The 16329-nt window shown below is 62.0% G+C and carries 11 protein-coding genes and 1 tRNA gene; 8 read left to right on the top strand and 4 right to left on the bottom strand.

Annotated elements, in window-relative coordinates; genetic code table 11:
- Positions 1-12: 12 nt before the first annotated feature.
- The 6 genes from AAAT03_RS00975 to AAAT03_RS01000 all read left to right on the top strand — a co-directional run bounded on the left by AAAT03_RS00975 (position 13) and on the right by AAAT03_RS01000 (position 8249).
- Positions 13-96, top strand: a tRNA-Leu gene (locus AAAT03_RS00975).
- Between the two features lie 88 nt (positions 97-184).
- Entirely contained in the window at positions 185-1486 is a 1302-nt protein-coding gene (gene tig, locus AAAT03_RS00980) for a trigger factor (protein ID WP_349102377.1), read from the top strand.
- Between the two features lie 163 nt (positions 1487-1649).
- Positions 1650-2270 carry an ATP-dependent Clp protease proteolytic subunit gene (locus tag AAAT03_RS00985; RefSeq protein ID WP_022095182.1) on the top strand — a complete coding sequence of 207 codons (621 nt, stop codon included), beginning with the start codon at positions 1650-1652 and terminating at the stop codon, positions 2268-2270.
- A gap of 1 nt (position 2271) precedes the next feature.
- A complete protein-coding gene (clpX, locus tag AAAT03_RS00990) occupies positions 2272-3678 on the top strand; it encodes an ATP-dependent Clp protease ATP-binding subunit ClpX (RefSeq protein ID WP_349102378.1) in 1407 nt (468 codons plus the stop codon).
- Between the two features lie 284 nt (positions 3679-3962).
- Complete coding sequence (locus tag AAAT03_RS00995) at positions 3963-6659, top strand: valine--tRNA ligase (RefSeq protein ID WP_349102379.1); 2697 nt, start codon at positions 3963-3965, stop codon at positions 6657-6659.
- Between the two features lie 246 nt (positions 6660-6905).
- Positions 6906-8249 (top strand): Mur ligase family protein, encoded by a 1344-nt coding sequence (locus AAAT03_RS01000; protein WP_349102380.1) that lies wholly within the window; start codon positions 6906-6908, stop codon positions 8247-8249.
- Positions 8250-8598: 349 nt separating this feature from the next.
- Here the strand turns inward: AAAT03_RS01000 and AAAT03_RS01005 are convergent, their stop codons facing one another.
- From AAAT03_RS01005 to AAAT03_RS01020, 4 genes are all read right to left on the bottom strand, one after another.
- Positions 8599-9687, bottom strand: a complete 1089-nt coding sequence (locus AAAT03_RS01005) for an aminopeptidase P family protein (RefSeq protein ID WP_349102381.1) — start codon at positions 9685-9687, stop codon at positions 8599-8601.
- A 128-nt stretch (positions 9688-9815) separates the two neighbouring features.
- Positions 9816-10214 carry a DUF1667 domain-containing protein gene (locus tag AAAT03_RS01010; protein ID WP_349102382.1) on the bottom strand — a complete coding sequence of 133 codons (399 nt, stop codon included), beginning with the start codon at positions 10212-10214 and terminating at the stop codon, positions 9816-9818.
- Positions 10215-10217: 3 nt separating this feature from the next.
- Complete coding sequence (locus tag AAAT03_RS01015; protein WP_349102491.1) at positions 10218-11564, bottom strand: FAD-dependent oxidoreductase; 1347 nt, start codon at positions 11562-11564, stop codon at positions 10218-10220.
- A 16-nt stretch (positions 11565-11580) separates the two neighbouring features.
- Positions 11581-13035 carry an NAD(P)/FAD-dependent oxidoreductase gene (locus tag AAAT03_RS01020; RefSeq protein WP_349102383.1) on the bottom strand — a complete coding sequence of 485 codons (1455 nt, stop codon included), beginning with the start codon at positions 13033-13035 and terminating at the stop codon, positions 11581-11583.
- Positions 13036-13584: 549 nt separating this feature from the next.
- Here AAAT03_RS01020 and AAAT03_RS01025 point away from each other — a divergent pair.
- Together AAAT03_RS01025 and thrS are read left to right on the top strand one after the other, a co-directional pair.
- On the top strand, positions 13585-14016 hold the full coding sequence (locus AAAT03_RS01025; protein WP_349102384.1) for a zinc ribbon domain-containing protein: 432 nt from the start codon (positions 13585-13587) through the stop codon (positions 14014-14016).
- Positions 14017-14242: 226 nt separating this feature from the next.
- A complete protein-coding gene (gene thrS / locus AAAT03_RS01030) occupies positions 14243-16006 on the top strand; it encodes a threonine--tRNA ligase (RefSeq protein ID WP_349102385.1) in 1764 nt (587 codons plus the stop codon).
- Positions 16007-16329 lie beyond the last annotated feature (323 nt).

Raw genomic sequence — 16329 nt, forward strand, 5'->3', positions numbered from 1 at the left:
CTGTGCGCTCATGCGGGCGTGGCGGAATTGGTAGACGCGCCAGATTTAGGTTCTGGTGGGATTCCCGTGAAGGTTCGAGTCCTTTCGCCCGCACCAACGCATCTGCGTCGGCTTCGGCCGTCGCGACTCTTTGTTGCATAAAGGTACCAGCACCTCAGATAAGCTGGGCAGTATGAGGAGGAACGTGTTGAACATCACCGCTTCTGACGTCAAGGACGCCAAGCTCACCGCTACGGTCACCATCCCGGCCGCCGACGTCGACGCCGCGATCAAGAAGGCCTACAAGGACACCGCCAAGAAGTACCGCTTCCCGGGCTTCCGCGCCGGTAAGGCCCCCCGTCCGGTCATCGACTCTGCTCTTGGCGCCGAGGCTACCCTCGCTCAGGCCACCAACGACCTGATCGCCGCCAACGAGCCCGCCGTCCTCAACGAGCTGGACATCGTCCCCACCAAGAACGGTGACTACAAGGAGCTTGACCTCGCCAAGGATCACGAGGACTACACCTACACCGTCGAGTTCTCCCTGCGTCCTGCTGCCGAGCTCTCCTCCTTCGACGCTGTCGAGATCGAGATGCCCCCTGCGGAGGTCACCGAGTCCGAGATCAACAACCAGGTCGAGATGCTCCTCAACTACCGTGCCACCTTCGAGGACATCGAGGGACGCGCCGTCGAGGCTGACGACTATGTGACCGTCGACCTCAAGGCCGTCGAGAACGCCGACAACTTTGCCGCCGAGGGCCGTATGCTCATCGCCGGTAGCGACAGCAACCCCAAGGAGTTCAACGAGGCTCTGATCGGCGCCAACGTTGACGACGTCAAGTCCGTCACCTGGACCGACGAGGCCGAGGAGGGCGAGGAGGCCGAGACCCACACCGTCGAGGTCACCGTCAAGGGCATCAAGGTCCGCAACACCCCCGAGCTCACCGACGAGCTCGTCAAGTCCGACTTTGGCTTTGACAGCATCGACGCTATGCGCGACGCCATCAAGATCGAGATCGAGCAGGACAAGGCTTCCCGCCTCCCGGCCGAGAAGGAGAACCGTTGCGTCTCCGCTCTCGCCGAGCGCCTGCAGCTCGACGAGATGGATGCCGACTACGAGCAGTCCGTCTTTGAGGAGCTTGGCCAGAACTTCCTGTCCAACCTCGCTGCCCGCGGCATGACGCTGGACACCTGGCTGCCCGCTTCCGGCCTGACCATGGAGCAGTTCATCGGCGACCTGCACAAGCAGGCCAACGACGTTGCCCGTGAGTCCCTGGCGCTCGACGCCCTCGCCCGCGAGCTCAAGATTGAGGTCACCGAGGACGACATCAACGCCGAGTTCGAGAAGGCCGGCGTCAAGGACGTCGAGGCTTCCAAGGCCGAGTTCATCGCCGATGGCCGCATGCCTGCCGTCCGTGAGTCTATCCGTCGCTCCAAGGCCGTCGACCACCTGGTCGAGAACGCCAAGGTGACCGAGGTCGACGAGACCGCCAAGGACGCCGAGTAATTCTCGCCACCTTGCCCGCGAGCGCATGCGTGCGCCTGTGATGGGGTAAAGTTATACACCGGTTATCCGGTTGCTTCGTACGGTGCCAGCCAATGCATAGCATGCGGGCACCGTACGTTTATCTAGAACCAATTTGGTCCGCAAGAGAGAAATGGAGATGCGTATGATCGCTAAGTTCGATTCCGCCCTCGTGCCATACGTTATCGAGCAGACGCCGCGCGGCGAGCGCAGCTACGATATCTATTCGCGCCTGCTCAACGACCGCATCATCTTTTTGGGCGAGGAGATCAACTCCGTCAGCGCCAACCTGGTCGTTGCCCAGTTGCTGCATCTTGAGAGCCAGGATGCCGAGAAGGATATCTCGCTCTACATCAATTCGCCCGGTGGCGAGGTTTACTCCGGCCTGGCGATTCTTGACACCATGAACTTCATCAAGCCGCAGGTCTCCACCATCTGCGTCGGTATGGCCGCGTCCATGGCCGCCGTGCTGCTTTCGGCCGGCGCTAAGGGCAAGCGCTTCTGCCTGCCGCACTCCAAAGTCATGATTCACCAGCCCAGCGGCGGTGCCCAGGGCCAGCAGACCGAGATCGAGATCGTTGCCGAGGAGATCAAGAAGACCCGCCGCGAGCTCAACCAGATCCTGTCCGACGCGTCGGGCCAGCCCATCGAGAAGGTCCAGGCCGATACCGAGCGCGACAACTACCTGACCGCTGCCGAGGCCCTCGACTACGGCCTGATCGACCGTATCGTTACCTCGCGCGACCTCGCCGCGAAGGACGCCTAGGATGGCAGGAAACATGCAGGACAACTTTGACGAGAACGGCAACCCCATCCGCTGCTCCTTCTGCGGAAAAGAGCAGGGCCAGGTTCGTCGCCTTGTAAAGGGTCCGACCAACATCTTTATCTGTGACGAGTGCGTCGCCGCTTGCTCTGAGATCTTGGAGGAGTCGCTGGCTTCGGACTTTATGGACGCTGCCCGCAACGGCAAGCTGCCGGGCTTCCTCAACGATCACGGCCAGGCTGCCGGGCAGCCCGCCGTGGACCCCGAGGCCGAGGGCTTTGAGCTCGAGGACGACCGCCAGGTCATCACGCACGTGCCGACGCCGCACGAGATCTATGACGAGCTTTCGGCTTATGTCATGGGCCAAGAGGACGCCAAACGCGCCATGTCGGTTGCCGTGTACAACCATTACCGCCGCGTCATCGAGGGCGGTGCTGCGCTTTCGGCCTTTGACGACGGTTTGGACTCGCAGCTTGACGATGACATGGACGAGGTGGAGCTCGCCAAGTCCAACATCCTGCTGCTCGGTCCCACCGGTACCGGCAAGACGCTGCTGGCCCAGACGCTCGCGCGCATCCTCGAGGTGCCGTTTGCCATCGCCGATGCCACCGCGCTCACCGAGGCTGGTTACGTGGGCGAGGACGTGGAGAACATTCTGCTCAAGCTTATCAATGCTGCCGATGGCGACATTGAGCGCGCACAGGTGGGCATCATCTATGTCGATGAGATTGACAAGATTGCTCGCAAGGCCGAGAACCTTTCCATCACCCGCGATGTCTCGGGCGAGGGCGTTCAGCAGGCACTGCTTAAGATTCTTGAGGGCACGGTGGCCAGCGTTCCGCCTACCGGTGGCCGCAAGCATCCCCAGCAGGAGCTGCTGCAGATCGACACGACTAACATCCTGTTTATCTGCGGCGGTGCCTTTGTGGGTCTGGACAAGATCATCGCCGACCGCGTGGGCAACAAGGGCGTGGGCTTTAACTCCGAGATCGCCGGCCCCACCTCGGTCGACGAGAACGACCTGCTGCGTCAGGTGCTCCCGCAGGACCTCAACGCCTTTGGCATGATCCCCGAGTTCGTGGGCCGTACGCCCGTTGTCACCCAGACGCAGGCGCTCGACGAGGACGACCTGGTGTCGATTCTGACCGAGCCCAAGAACGCCGTGGTGCGTCAGTACCGCAAGATGTTCCAGCTCGAGGACGTTGAGCTTGAGTTTGAGGCCGCGGCCCTTCACGAGATCGCCCGTATGGCGCTCGCCCGCAAGACCGGCGCCCGCGGCCTGCGTTCCATCTGCGAGGACGTGCTGCAGCAGACAATGTTCGATCTGCCCAGTGAGGAGGGCGTTTCCAAGGTCGTCGTAACCGAAGCCTCCGTAAAGGGCGAAGAGCAGCCCCAGCGCATCTACGGGTAAACCTGCCAAAAACGTGCTTGCAAATAGCCTCCGACCATCCGCGGTCGGAGGCTATTTTATATATACGCAATAACCCCAACTACCTGTGTTATTCTGTGTGTTTGTTTAAGCCAAAGCGAAGTCAATTCAGACTGAAGTAATCGATACCTAAGGCGCGTCCGCCTGCTTGGTTTTCGTAGATTCCGCACGAGCCGAAGAGCACTTAATGTGCTCTTCGTGCGAGCCAGGACCTGACCGAGCGAAAACCAAGCAGGCGGACACGCCGGCGGGACAGGGAGAGATATATGGAAGAGATGCCCAAGAACTACGATCCGTCGACCAATGAGCCGGCGATCCTGCAGAAGTGGCTCGACGGCGGCTACTACAAGCGCCGTGAGGGCGTGGGCGACTGCACCGTCACCATTCCGCCTCCCAACGTGACTGGCAAGCTCCACATGGGCCATGCCACCGATGACTCCATCCAGGACGCCATCGTCCGTATGGCCCGCATGCGCGGCAAGTCCACGCGCTGGGTGCTGGGCACCGATCACGCCGGTATCGCCACGCAGACTAAGGTCGACAAGAAGCTCAAGAGCGAGGGTATCAGCCGCCTGGAGATCGGCCGCGACAAGTTTGTTGACGCTTGCTGGGACTGGACCCACGAGTACGGCGGCATCATCGTCGAGCAAATCAAGCGCATGGGCTGCTCCGTCGACTTTGACAACGAGCGCTTCACCATGGACGAGGATTACGCCCAGGCCGTGCGTAAGGTCTTCTGCGACTGGTACCACGACGGCCTGATCTACCGTGGCAAGCGTATCGTCAACTGGTGCCCCAACTGCACCACCGCCATCTCGGACGACGAGGCCGAGTATAAGGACGAGAAGGGCCACCTGTGGCACCTGCGCTACCCGCTGACCGAGCCGGTCAACGGCCAGGACTACATCGTCGTCGCCACCACGCGCCCCGAGACCATGCTCGGCGACACGGGCGTCGCTGTCTCCCCGAAGGATCCCGAGAAGGCTGCCTTCGTGGGCAAGACCGTCAAGCTCCCCATCGTCGACCGCGAGATCCCCATCTTTGAGGATTGGCACGTCGACGCCAACTTCGGTTCCGGCTTCGTTAAGGTCACCCCTGCTCACGATCCCAACGACTACGCCATGGGTCAGGCCCACGACCTGCCGCAGATCAATATCTTCGACGAGCACGCGGTGGTCGTCGAGGGCTATGGCGAGTTCACCGGCATGAACCGCGACGAGTGCCGTGAGGCCGTCATCAAGTGGTTCGAGGAGCACGACCTGCTCGATCACGTCGAGGACCTCGATCACTCCGTCATGCACTGCTACCGTTGCGACTCCGCACTGGAGCCGTGGCTGTCCGAGCAGTGGTTTGTGGCCGTCGATAAACTCAAGGGGCCGGCGCTCGACGCCGTCAACTCCGGCAAGGTCACCTTCCACCCCGCGCGCTGGACGCAGACCTACACCACCTGGATGGAGAACCTCAAGGACTGGTGCATCAGCCGCCAGCTGTGGTGGGGCCACCGCATCCCCGTGTTCTACTGCGAGGACTGCGGCTGGGAGGACGCCCTCACCGAGGACACCGACGTGTGCCCCAAGTGCGGCGGTCATCACGTGCATCAGGACGAGAACGTGCTGGACACCTGGTTCAGCTCGCAGCTGTGGACCTTCGCCACGCAGGGCTGGCCGCAAAAGCCGGAGCTGCTCGAGGGGCATCACCCCACGACGGCGCTGGTCACCGCGCGCGACATCATCGCGCTGTGGGTCGCCCGCATGGTCATGAGCTCGCTGTACTTCCTGGACGAGGTGCCGTTTAAGGACGTCGTCATCTACCCGACGATCCTTGCCAAGGACGGCAGCCGCATGTCCAAGTCCAAGGGTAACGGCGTTGACCCCATGGACCTCATCGGTATGTACGGTGCTGACGCCATGCGTTACAACCTGCTCACGCTGTGCACTAACAACCAGGACGTCAAGTTCGACGCGAACATCGATAAGAAGACCAAGAAGCTCATCGACAGCCCGCGTACCGACCAGGCCAAGTCGTTTGTGACCAAGATCTGGAACGCCAGCCGCTTCCTGCTTATGAACATGGAGGGCTACACGCCCGGCGTGCCCGTCGTGGAGACGCCGGCCGACGCCTGGATGTTCAGCCGCCTGGCCAAGGCCGTCCAGATGGTCACCGAGGGCATCGAGAACTACACCTTTGGCGACATGGCCCGCGGCGTGCAGCAGTTCTTCTGGAACGAGGTCTGCGACTGGTATGTCGAGGTTACCAAGGCTCGCCTGAAGGGCGAGGGCCGTCTGCAGGCCCAGCGCAACCTGATCTTTGTGCTTGACACGTCCATTCGCCTGATGCACCCGCTCATGCCGTTTGTCACCGAGGAAATATGGGACAACATGCCGGCGAGCGTGCTCGATCTGGACGCCGAGGGCAACGTGGACCGCGCCGAGGCGCTCATGATCGCCAAGTGGCCCGAGCCCGCCGACTACGCCAAGTATGTTGACGAGGACGCCGAGCGCGCATTTGAGCTGTGCCGTACCGTCGTGTCTGCCGCCCGCGCCACGCGTTCGCGTTATCGCTTGAGCCCCAAGGCTGAGCTCGACGTGGTCGTGCGCGCCGGTGCCGAGGACATCGAGAAGCTCGAGAGCCTGCGCTCGACCATCGAGCCGCTGGCCAACACCGCCTCGCTGGTCATGGGTACCGACGTCGAGAAGCCGGCCGCGAGCATTGCCGTGGTCGACAGCGGCGTCGAGGTCTTTGTGGTGCTCGAGGGCAAGGTTGACCTTTCGGCCGAGAAGGCGCGTCTGGAGAAGGAAATCGCCGCGGCTCAGAAGGAGCTTGCCGGCTGCGAGAAGACCCTTGCTAACGAGGGCTTTGTTGCCAAGGCCGCGCCCGCGGTGGTGCAGAAGAAGAGGGACCGTGCAGCTGAGCTCAAGGAGATCCTGGCGGCTTTGACTGCTCAGGTTGCTGACTTCTCGTAGGCGTTACTGGGGGACGCGGTTTGGGGCATTGCTCGCTACTGCGGACACCTATTCCGCCGTTCTAACGAACGGCGGCTGACTCGACGCTGCAAACGCCTCTGATGGCCAATCTGCCGTTCAACTTCGGGCGCATTGGCATAAGCCCTATGCGCCCTTGTTTCACGGCACCTTGGCTCATCAGAGGCGTTTTCGCTGACTATCCTCAACCTATACTGTTTTCTTTTTCTATGAATGGCGGTTCTAAAAATGCCTAAGCGTTCCGGCTTGTATACCGTTCCTTTTGAGTTTGATTTGCTTTCGTTTGGTGAGGCTGTTGCTTTGGCTGCTGATACGGGGCGGATTTCTGGGGATGCTGGGCCTCTGCTTGAGACGGTTGTCGATATGCTCGATGAGTTGGGGCGTCCGGATGAGTATTTCGATTGCATCCAGGTTGCCGGTACCAATGGCAAGACTTCGACTACGCGTTTTTCGGCTGCCATTCTTCGTGGCGAGGGGCTCAAGGCTGCGTTGTATACGTCGCCGCAGCTGGTGCGCTATCCCGAGCGTATGGAAGTTGACGGGCGCGTTGTGAGCGACGAGGCCTTTGCCCGTGGCGTTTCGGCGGCTGTCGAGGCGGGACATCGCGTGAATGCACGCCGTGTGGCGGCGGGGGAGCGTGCCTATACTATCACGCCGTTTGACCTGCTGACGGCTGCTGCACTTGTGGTGTTTGCCGAGGCTTGCGTGGACGTGGCCGTGCTCGAGGTTGGCATGGGCGGGCGTTGGGACGCCACGAGTGCAACCGATCCCGTCGCCGTTGCCATTACGGGTATCGGGCTCGACCACACGCGCATCCTGGGCGATACGCTCGAGGCCATTGCGGGGGAGAAGGCTGCGGTTATTAAGTCTGGACGCCTGGTTGTTTTGGGCGAGGGTACGCACGAGGCGAGCGTTCAGCGCGTGATGGATGTCCGTTGCCGTGAGTGCGGTGTGGTGCCGCTGGTGGTGAGCCATGCCACGACCAAGGTGCCGGCGCATGTGGGCGATACGGTGGAGTTTAGCTGCACCACGCCGCGTGCGATCTATACGTCGAGCATGGTCAAGCCGGCGTATCAGCCGCAGAATGCCGCGTGCGCGATTATGCTGTGCGAGGGGTATCTGGGCCGCGAGCTTGACCACGATGCGCTGGATGCATCGCTTATGGGTTGCCCCACACCGGGTCGTTTTGATGTGCTGGGAACTGATCCGCTCAAGTTGATCGACGCCTGCCATAACCCTCAGAGCTGCGAGAACTTTGTGAGCGCGCTGGACGAGATCGATCCGTGCGTGGAGAATCGCCCCACGCTGTTGTGTGCCGCGCTGGCCGATAAGGACGTGGCGGGTATCGTTGACGTTCTGGTTCCGGCGTTCCCCCGCGTGGTCGTGACGCAGACCGATTCCGACCGCGCCCTGCCGGCAGAGGAGCTCGCCGCCCTGGTGGACGTCGATAAGCTCGCGGGTTTATACCCGAGCGTGCCCGAGGCCCTTGCCGCCTTCGATACCGCGGGCGAGTCTTTCGTAGCAGCCGGTACCATCACCCTAGCCGGCGAAGTAGCGGGGCTGCTCCGTTAACCCATCCCCTCATCAGTTGCGGTGAAATACGGACTGTTTTACAAGCCAGAAGCCTCAAACGGTCCGTATATCACCGCAACTCAAAAGTAGTCAATTTGGGACGGGGCTTTTTTGGCTGCCCTGCGCCTCGAGTTGACTTGCTCGCCACGAAATGGGCCTATTTACTACGTTTGACCGGTAACCCTCGACCATACCGAGAATTGCGAAATCAAAACCGCAGGTAAAGGGCTTGCCATTTTTAAAAAAAGACCCGCATGGTCGACCCATGCGGGTTAAACGTAGTAGATAGGCCGTTTTTGTGGCGGCATTCATGTGATGCGGCAAAGGGACAGCCCCTTTGCCGCATTGCCTAGTCTAGGCGGACCGGATCGTGGGGGTAGGCATTGAGGATCTCGACGCCGGACTCGGTCACCAGGGCCAAGTCCTCGATGCGGACGCCGGTGCGGCCGGGGAGGTAGATGCCCGGTTCGATGGAGAACGTCATGCCTGGCTCTACGACTTGCTCGTTGACCAGCGAGACGTCGCCCGGCTCGTGGTCCTGCAGGCCGATCGAGTGTCCCAAGCGGTGCGTAAAGTACTGCCCATAGCCTGCGTCCTCGATCACATCGCGTGCGGCGCGGTCCAGGTCGCACATGCGAACGCCCGGTGCGATGAGCCCCTCGGCGGCTTCGTTGGCGCGGCGCACGATGTCGTAGATGCGTACGGTTTCCTCGTCCGGCTCACCCCAAAAGAACGTGCGCGTCATGTCCGAGCAGTAGTTGCGATGGCGTCCGCCAATGTCGAACAGCACCACGTCGCCGCGCTTGAGCACGGTATCGTCGGGTTCATGATGCGGGTCGCCGGCGTTGGCGCCAAAGCTCACGATGGGCGGAAAGCTAAAGCCCTCGCAGCCGTGCTTGCGGTACAGACCGAGCATCTGATCGGCAATTTCGCGCTCCGTCACGCCTTCATGGACGAGCTTGATGGCGTCGGCCATCACGGCGTCGTTGGCGGCCGAGGACGCGCGCATAAGCTCCTGCTCGGTAGCGTCTTTGTAGGTGCGTGCGGCGGTGACGGCAAAGTCACTCAGGAAAAACTCGCTTGCGGCCTGGCGTTCCATGAGGGGCATTAAGAAGCCAGAACGCATGACAGTGTCGATGCCAAGCGGCTTGGTCGGATCGATCTCGCGAGCGATGGCATCGGTCACGATATCGGTATCGGTGTGGTAGGCAACGCGGGCATTGTCATACTCTGGCAGCTGGTGCAGGGCGTTGACTAGGATCACCGGCTCGGCACCGCGCGCGAGCAGCACGCCGCAAAAACGCTCGAACATATCGGCATAAAAGCCGGTTAGGTAATAGATCGACCACGGGTCATTCACGAGCAGCTGCGCACCGGGGTGCTGAGCCTCGAGCGCATCGAGCACGCGCGCCACACGCTGGTCATCGACATGTGCCATGAAACATCCTTTCGCTAGTGTGCCACCATGGTATCCCAAGCCCGGCAGTTAGGGACGTTCCTTTTATGCCGGCACCTGGGGACACTCCTTGCAAAAGCAGCTAAAAGAGCCCGTCCCAAATTTGCTGCTTAGGCTGGGCTGATGTCCATGCTGGCGATGAGGTTAATGCCCGTGTTGAGGAGGTTCTCCAGCACGATGTCGCCCATGCGGATGGGGGCGTTGACGACTAGGCCTCGGATGAGGGCCATGGCTTGGGCGTGGAGTTCTAGCGGGATGGCTTCGGCCGTGCGGACGGGGAGTAGGGCTTCGTCGCCGCCGGAGACGGTCACGGTCGTTGTGAGCACGCGCATGGGGCAGGTGAGCTCCTGGTGTGCGAACTTGTCGCCGCGTGGGCAGTTGTTGCCGGTTACGGAGCGCACCTCTGCCACGGCGCCGTCTGCTCCGCGTTCTACCTCCACGGTCAGGAGGCACTCGGACGGGCAGGTGGTGCAGTTGAACTGCAGCGTTTCGATCACGTTATCGCTCATAGTTTATGCCTCCTCGATGGGGTCGACGGATAGGACAATCTCGCTGGCACCCAGGTCGAACGCCTGCTTGATGACCTTTGCCGGCAGCGGGAAGCTTTCCATGACGCTCGGTTTAAACGGGCGGACTTTGCCCGCAAACAGTTCTTCGCCGTTGGCTAAGATGCGCACGCGGGCAGCATCGACCGGTCGGCGCACGCGGAAGTTGAGCTTGGTAAGCGCCACGGCCGTAATGCGTCCCGGCAGCGCGTAGCCCGCAATGCCGGCAGGGGAGACCGTTAACTCGCGGCCCGTGCCCGAAGCGCTCGCCCCGGCGTCGCCGCCCAACGCCCACGCCGCCGCGGCTGCACCGGCGCGCTCGGACTCGGTCGTCACGTTGTCGGCCAGGTCGTGCACGTGCAGCACGTTGCCGCAGGCAAAGATGCCCGGCACGCCCGTCTGCAAGCTCTGGTCCACCACGGCGCCGCGCGTGCGCGGGTCAAGCTCCACGCCTGCGGCAACCGAAAGCTCGTTCTCGGGAATCAATCCCACCGAAAGTAGCAGTGTGTCGCACGGAACAATGCGCTCGGTCCCCGGAATGGGCGCCAGGTGCTCGTCGACCTGGCTCACCTCGACGGCCTCCACACGGTCGTGCCCGATCACGCGCGTGACGGTGGTAGACAGGTGCAGCGGAATGCCAAAGTCGTCCAGACAGTTCTTAACATTGCGGCGCAGTCCATTGGCGTACGGCATGAGCTCGTACACGCCCTCGACGGAAATCCCCTCGAGCGTGCAGCGGCGCGCCATGATAAGCCCGATGTCGCCCGAGCCCAAAATGACGGCGCGCGAGCCGGGCTTGAGGTTTTCGATATTGATGTATCTCTGCGCCAAGCCGGCCGTAAACACGCCGGCGGGACGGCTACCGGGGATCTTGATTTCGCTGCGGGTGCGCTCACGGCAACCCATGGCAAGAACGATCGCGCGACCGGTGAACTGCAGCATGCCGGCAGGGCTCATGAGCGTGACGGTGTGGACCGCGGTGTCTTCCGCAGACTCGCCTGAATCAATCCCAAGCACCATGCTGTTTAGGAACACCGCAATGTCGGTTGCGTGCACCTGGTCGATAAAGCGCTGCGCGTACTCGGGACCGGTGAGCTCCTGTTTAAAGTGCGACAGACCAAACCCGGGGTGGATGCACTGGCGGAGGATGCCGCCCAGGTGCTGCTCGCGCTCCACGATGGCCACGCGTGCGCCCGCCTTATGCGCGGCCATCGCGGCCGCCATGCCGGCAGGTCCGCCGCCGATAACGACCACGTCGAAGGCCTGCGTTTGCACGGGCGCTGCAGCTCCGACCTCTGCGCGTCCGTCGCGCATATCAAACGTCGCCATCCTAGCGCACCCCCTTCAGCGGACCCTCGACCAGCCAAGATCCGGCATCCTCCAACAGCACCTCGCTGGGGTCGCAGCTCAACTCGCGCGCTAGGATTGCCACCACACGGCTCTGGCAAAAGCCACTTTGGCACCGACCCATGCCGGCGCGGCAGCGGCGCTTGACGCCCTCCACCGAAACCGCGCCCGGCTGGCGTCGGATCGCGGCCACGATCTCGGCTTCGGGCACCGTCTCGCAGCGGCAGACAATCTGTCCCCACGCAGGATCGGACCCGATCAGCTCCTCCTTGCGCGCCAGCGGTGCGCGGTCAAAGTCGTCCGGGGCGCGGCGAATTGGGTTCCAGTCGTCCCGTTCGCGCAGGGCCACGCCGGCATCGCGCATCACGTGCTCCATGCGCTCGGCAATGGCCGGCGCGCTCGCCACGCCCGGCGACTGAATGCCCGCCGCCTGGAAAAGCCCTGGCACCACGGCCGACTGTCCAATAAAGAAGTCGTTCGTACCCTGAATAACCGGACGCCCGCCGGCAAATGCGCGCACCACGCGGCGCGTGTCCAGATCGGGCACCAGCTTGCGCGCGCCGGTCAACAGCGCGTTCACATCGCTCGCATAGGTCTGCGTGTCGCCCGGTTCGCGCACGGCAGCCGTGGCGGTTATCACAGTGTTGCCATGCACAGTGCCTGTCACGATAACGCCCTTGGACACCGGCGTGGGTACGGGGTAGAGCGGCATGAGCGTGCGCGGCTCCTTATCCAGCACCACGATGTTGCCCTGGCGCCAGACCATCTGAAACTCTTCGGCCCCCGCCATATACGAGATGTCGGCGGCGCCGTTGCCCGCGGCGTTGATCAGGTAGCGGCAGCGCACATTGCCAGCGGGGGTCGCCAGCGTAAAGCGCGCGTCGTCGCCCGAGTCCGCGACTTCAATCGCTTCCACCGGCGCTGACCGCATAAACGTCACCGCGTTGGCCACGGCGTTCTCCAGCGCGGCGATGGCAACCTCAAACGGGTCGACAAAGCCCGTCGAGGGGCACCACAGCGCGCACGTGGCCTGGGCACTCGCGCGCGGCTCCAGCTCGTGGATGCGCTCGGGGCCTATAATCGCCAGCTCGGGCACGCCGTTCGCCAGGCCATTCTGGCGCAGCTTCTCCAGGTGCGCGCGGTCCTCGTCGCTAAACCCCAGCACCATCGAACCGGTGCGGCAAAACAAAAAGCCTAGCTCCTGGGCCCACGTGCCATATAACTCGCAGCCACGGGCGTTGACCTGCGCCTTAACCGTGCCCGGTGCCGGATCGTAGCCGGCGTGCACCAGGCCGCCGTTGGCCTTCGACGCGCCCAGCGCGATATCGTTGGCCGCCTCGACCACGCAAATGGACAGGTCAAATCGCGCGAGCTGCCGCGCGATGGCACACCCGGTAATGCCCGCGCCCACAATTGCGATATCAAACGTTTCTGCCACGGTGCCTCCAAGATAAGTTGACAGGATGTCAATAGGACTATCCTACGGTCTGCGCATCCCCAGCGCGGCGGCAATGCGGCGAACAGCCCCGCAACACCCGCCAACGGCAGACGAGGGCCGCCCAGCACGGATGCCGGCTACGTTGGACCGCGAGTTCCTTCCACCCAACCTCACGGTCCGCGCCGTTACCAGTTTCAGATTGAGATGTTGAGACCACGGGCGCACGTTCGTCTCGATCTGTAACAGTAGGAGGGGAATTGCGGTCCTACGTGTGGTACAGATCGAGACGTTAGCCCGTCGGGTTATTCGTATGTCTCGATCTGTAACAGTAAGAGGGGTTTTGGGGCCCCAGTTGTTACAGATCGAGATTGAACTCGGGGAGGGACCCCTGTGTCTCGTTCTGTAACATCTAGACCCGGATTCCGCCTCTACCTGTTACAGATTGAGATGTTTGTGTCCGCGCCAGCCCCGCCCCTAGCCGTGGTCCCATATAAACAAACCCCGTGGTAAACTTGACCGGACTATAAATATTCCGAAAGGTACACCTCAATGTCCAAGTACATCTCTGAGCTCATGTCGCCGCAGCTTATGGGCGTCGTCTATGCCTTCGTTGGCTTTATCATCGCCCTGTATGTGCTGTCGGTCGTCTATGTGTTCATCGACGCTCGCCGCCGCGGCGCCAGCGCCTACGTGGCATGGGGCATCATCGCCCTCATCCCGTTTGTGGGTCTCATCGCCTACCTGGTCCTGCGCCCGCACTCCTACGCGTCCGACCGCGAGGAGCAGGAGTTGGACATGGCCCTGCGCGAGCGCCAGCTTGCGCAGTACGGCACCTGCCCGCAGTGCGGCGCGCCCATCGAGAAGGACTTCGTCGTCTGCCCGGTGTGCGACACCCAGGTTCGAAACGTCTGCCCCAACTGCCATCGCCCGCTCGATGCGCACTGGAAGGTCTGCCCCTACTGCCGAACTCGCATCCAGTAGCGCATCCATCGCCGGGCCGGCCGCAAGCCACGGGCACCGCACGCGCCACAAGCCGCACGCACCCCGCCCCCACACGATGAAGCATGCGTAGAAAATCGCCCGCCGTGCCATTAAGGTGCGGCGGGCGCTTGTATACCAAGGCAACCTGCCTATAATGATGCAAGTCAAAAACGCCGAGCGCATCGCACGCACTTGCACCAGGCATCCGAGAGGAGAAAACATACCCATGAAGGCACTCTACAATGACGGCTCGGTGGCCGAGCTCCCGCAGGACGAGGTCACGCACGTCATCCGCCACTCCGCCGCGCACATCATGGCGCAGGCCATCAAGCGCCTGTACCCCGAGGCCGATTTTGCCTACGGCCCCGCGACCGACAACGGCTTCTACTACGACGTCGACCTGCCCGAGGGCGTCAAGATCAGCGAGGATGACTTCCCCGCGATCGAGGCCGAGATGAAGAAGATCGTCAAGGAAAACCTCAAGTTCACCGTGTACGAGAAGCCCCGCGCCGAGGCCATCGCCCTTATGGAGGAGCGTGGCGAGAAGTACAAGGTCGAGCACATCGGCGACCTGGACGACGACGCCCGCATCACCTTCTACCAGCAGGGCGACTACATCGACATGTGCGTCGGCCCCCATATCTGCTACACCAAGGCTCTGAAGGCCTTTAAGCTCACCGGCGTCTCGGGCGCCTACTGGAAGGGCGACAAGGAAAACAAGATGCTCACCCGCATCAACGGTGTCGCCTTTGCCACCAAGGAAGAGCTCGACGAGCACATGCACATGCTGGAGGAGGCCAAGAAGCGCGACCACCGCAAGATCGGCCGCGAGATGGACCTCTTTATGATGCGCGACGAAGCCCCCGGCTTCCCGTTCTTCCTGCCCAACGGCATGGTCCTTAAGAACACGCTGCTGGACTACTGGCGCGAGATCCACCACAAGGCCGGCTACGTGGAGATCTCCACGCCGCTCATCATGAACAAGCAGCTGTGGAAGACCTCGGGCCACTGGGACCACTACAAGGACAACATGTACTCCACCGTCATTGATGACGAAGAGTACTGCATTAAGCCCATGAACTGCCCGGGCGGCGTGCTGGTGTACGCCTCCAAGCCGCACTCCTACCGCGAGCTGCCCATCCGCGCCGGCGAGATTGGCCTGGTGCACCGCCACGAGCTGCGCGGCGCCCTGCACGGCCTGTTCCGCGTGCGCTGCTTTAACCAGGACGATGCCCACCTGTTTGTGCGTCCCGACCAGCTGACCGACGAGATCGTGGGCGTGGTCAACCTCATCGACTCCGTGTACCAGAAGTTTGGGTTTAAGTACCACGTTGAGCTTTCCACCCGCCCCGAGGACTCCATGGGTTCGGACGAGGACTGGGCTCGTGCTGAGGAGGGCCTACGCACCGCTCTGGAGCAGCTGGGCATGGACTACGAGGTCAACGAGGGCGACGGCGCCTTCTACGGCCCCAAGATCGACTTCCACCTGGAGGATTCGCTCGGCCGTACCTGGCAGTGCGGTACCGTACAGCTCGACTTCCAGATGCCGCTCAACTTTGATCTGGAGTACGTGGACGCCGACGGCACCAAGAAGCGCCCCATCATGCTGCACCGCGTGTGCTTTGGCTCCATCGAGCGCTTCATCGGTATTCTGATTGAGCACTTTGCGGGCAAGTTCCCCACTTGGCTGGCTCCCGTGCAGGTCAAGGCACTTCCCGTCTCCGAGAAGAGCCGCGACTACGCCCACGAGGTGTGCGCCAAGCTGGAGGAGGCCGGCATTCGCGTGGTCTGCGACGACCGCGACGAGAAGATCGGGTACAAGATTCGCGAGGCCCGCAGCATCGACCGCGTGCCCTACATGCTCATCCTGGGCGAGAAGGAGGTCGAGGCCGGCAACATCTCCGTCCGCGATCGCTCCAACGAGACCGTTCAGATGAGCGTTGACGAGTTTGTGGCCAAGGTGCTCGAGGAGATCAAGACCCGCGCCTAAGGCAAGCAACACAACAATTAAAAAAGGCGACCGTCCACACAGGGCGGTCGCCTTTTTTCATACCGAAATACGAAAAGCCGCTGGTTGAGCGGCTTTTTTTGTTGCACAAAAAGGTACAGGTTTTTGTATCTTTCGACAGACGACATTATACGAGCAATTAATCAGCGTTTGCCCAGATTACGCAAAATGTACTGCTAGTAGGTACATCTCCATACCCCTCTATAAAAACCTGTACTTTTGCGACTGCGCCTAGCTGCGAGCGAGAAGCCTGTTCTAAACGCCCCTGCATTTGCGTGCATCGCAAAGCAAGAGAAGGGGGCGAG

The sequence above is a fragment of the Collinsella sp. CLA-AA-H167 genome, from assembly GCF_040095305.1.
Taxonomy (GTDB): domain Bacteria; phylum Actinomycetota; class Coriobacteriia; order Coriobacteriales; family Coriobacteriaceae; genus Collinsella.

Coding starts and splice junctions, on each gene's coding strand:
- AAAT03_RS00985 (WP_022095182.1), top strand. CDS start 1,650: ATGATCGCTAAGTTCGATTCCGCCCTCGTGCCATACGTTATCGAGCAG.
- clpX (WP_349102378.1), top strand. CDS start 2,272: ATGGCAGGAAACATGCAGGACAACTTTGACGAGAACGGCAACCCCATC.
- AAAT03_RS00995 (WP_349102379.1), top strand. CDS start 3,963: ATGGAAGAGATGCCCAAGAACTACGATCCGTCGACCAATGAGCCGGCG.
- AAAT03_RS01000 (WP_349102380.1), top strand. CDS start 6,906: ATGCCTAAGCGTTCCGGCTTGTATACCGTTCCTTTTGAGTTTGATTTG.
- AAAT03_RS01005 (WP_349102381.1), bottom strand. CDS start 9,687: ATGGCACATGTCGATGACCAGCGTGTGGCGCGCGTGCTCGATGCGCTC.
- AAAT03_RS01010 (WP_349102382.1), bottom strand. CDS start 10,214: ATGAGCGATAACGTGATCGAAACGCTGCAGTTCAACTGCACCACCTGC.
- AAAT03_RS01015 (WP_349102491.1), bottom strand. CDS start 11,564: ATGCGCGACGGACGCGCAGAGGTCGGAGCTGCAGCGCCCGTGCAAACG.
- AAAT03_RS01025 (WP_349102384.1), top strand. CDS start 13,585: ATGTCCAAGTACATCTCTGAGCTCATGTCGCCGCAGCTTATGGGCGTC.
- thrS (WP_349102385.1), top strand. CDS start 14,243: ATGAAGGCACTCTACAATGACGGCTCGGTGGCCGAGCTCCCGCAGGAC.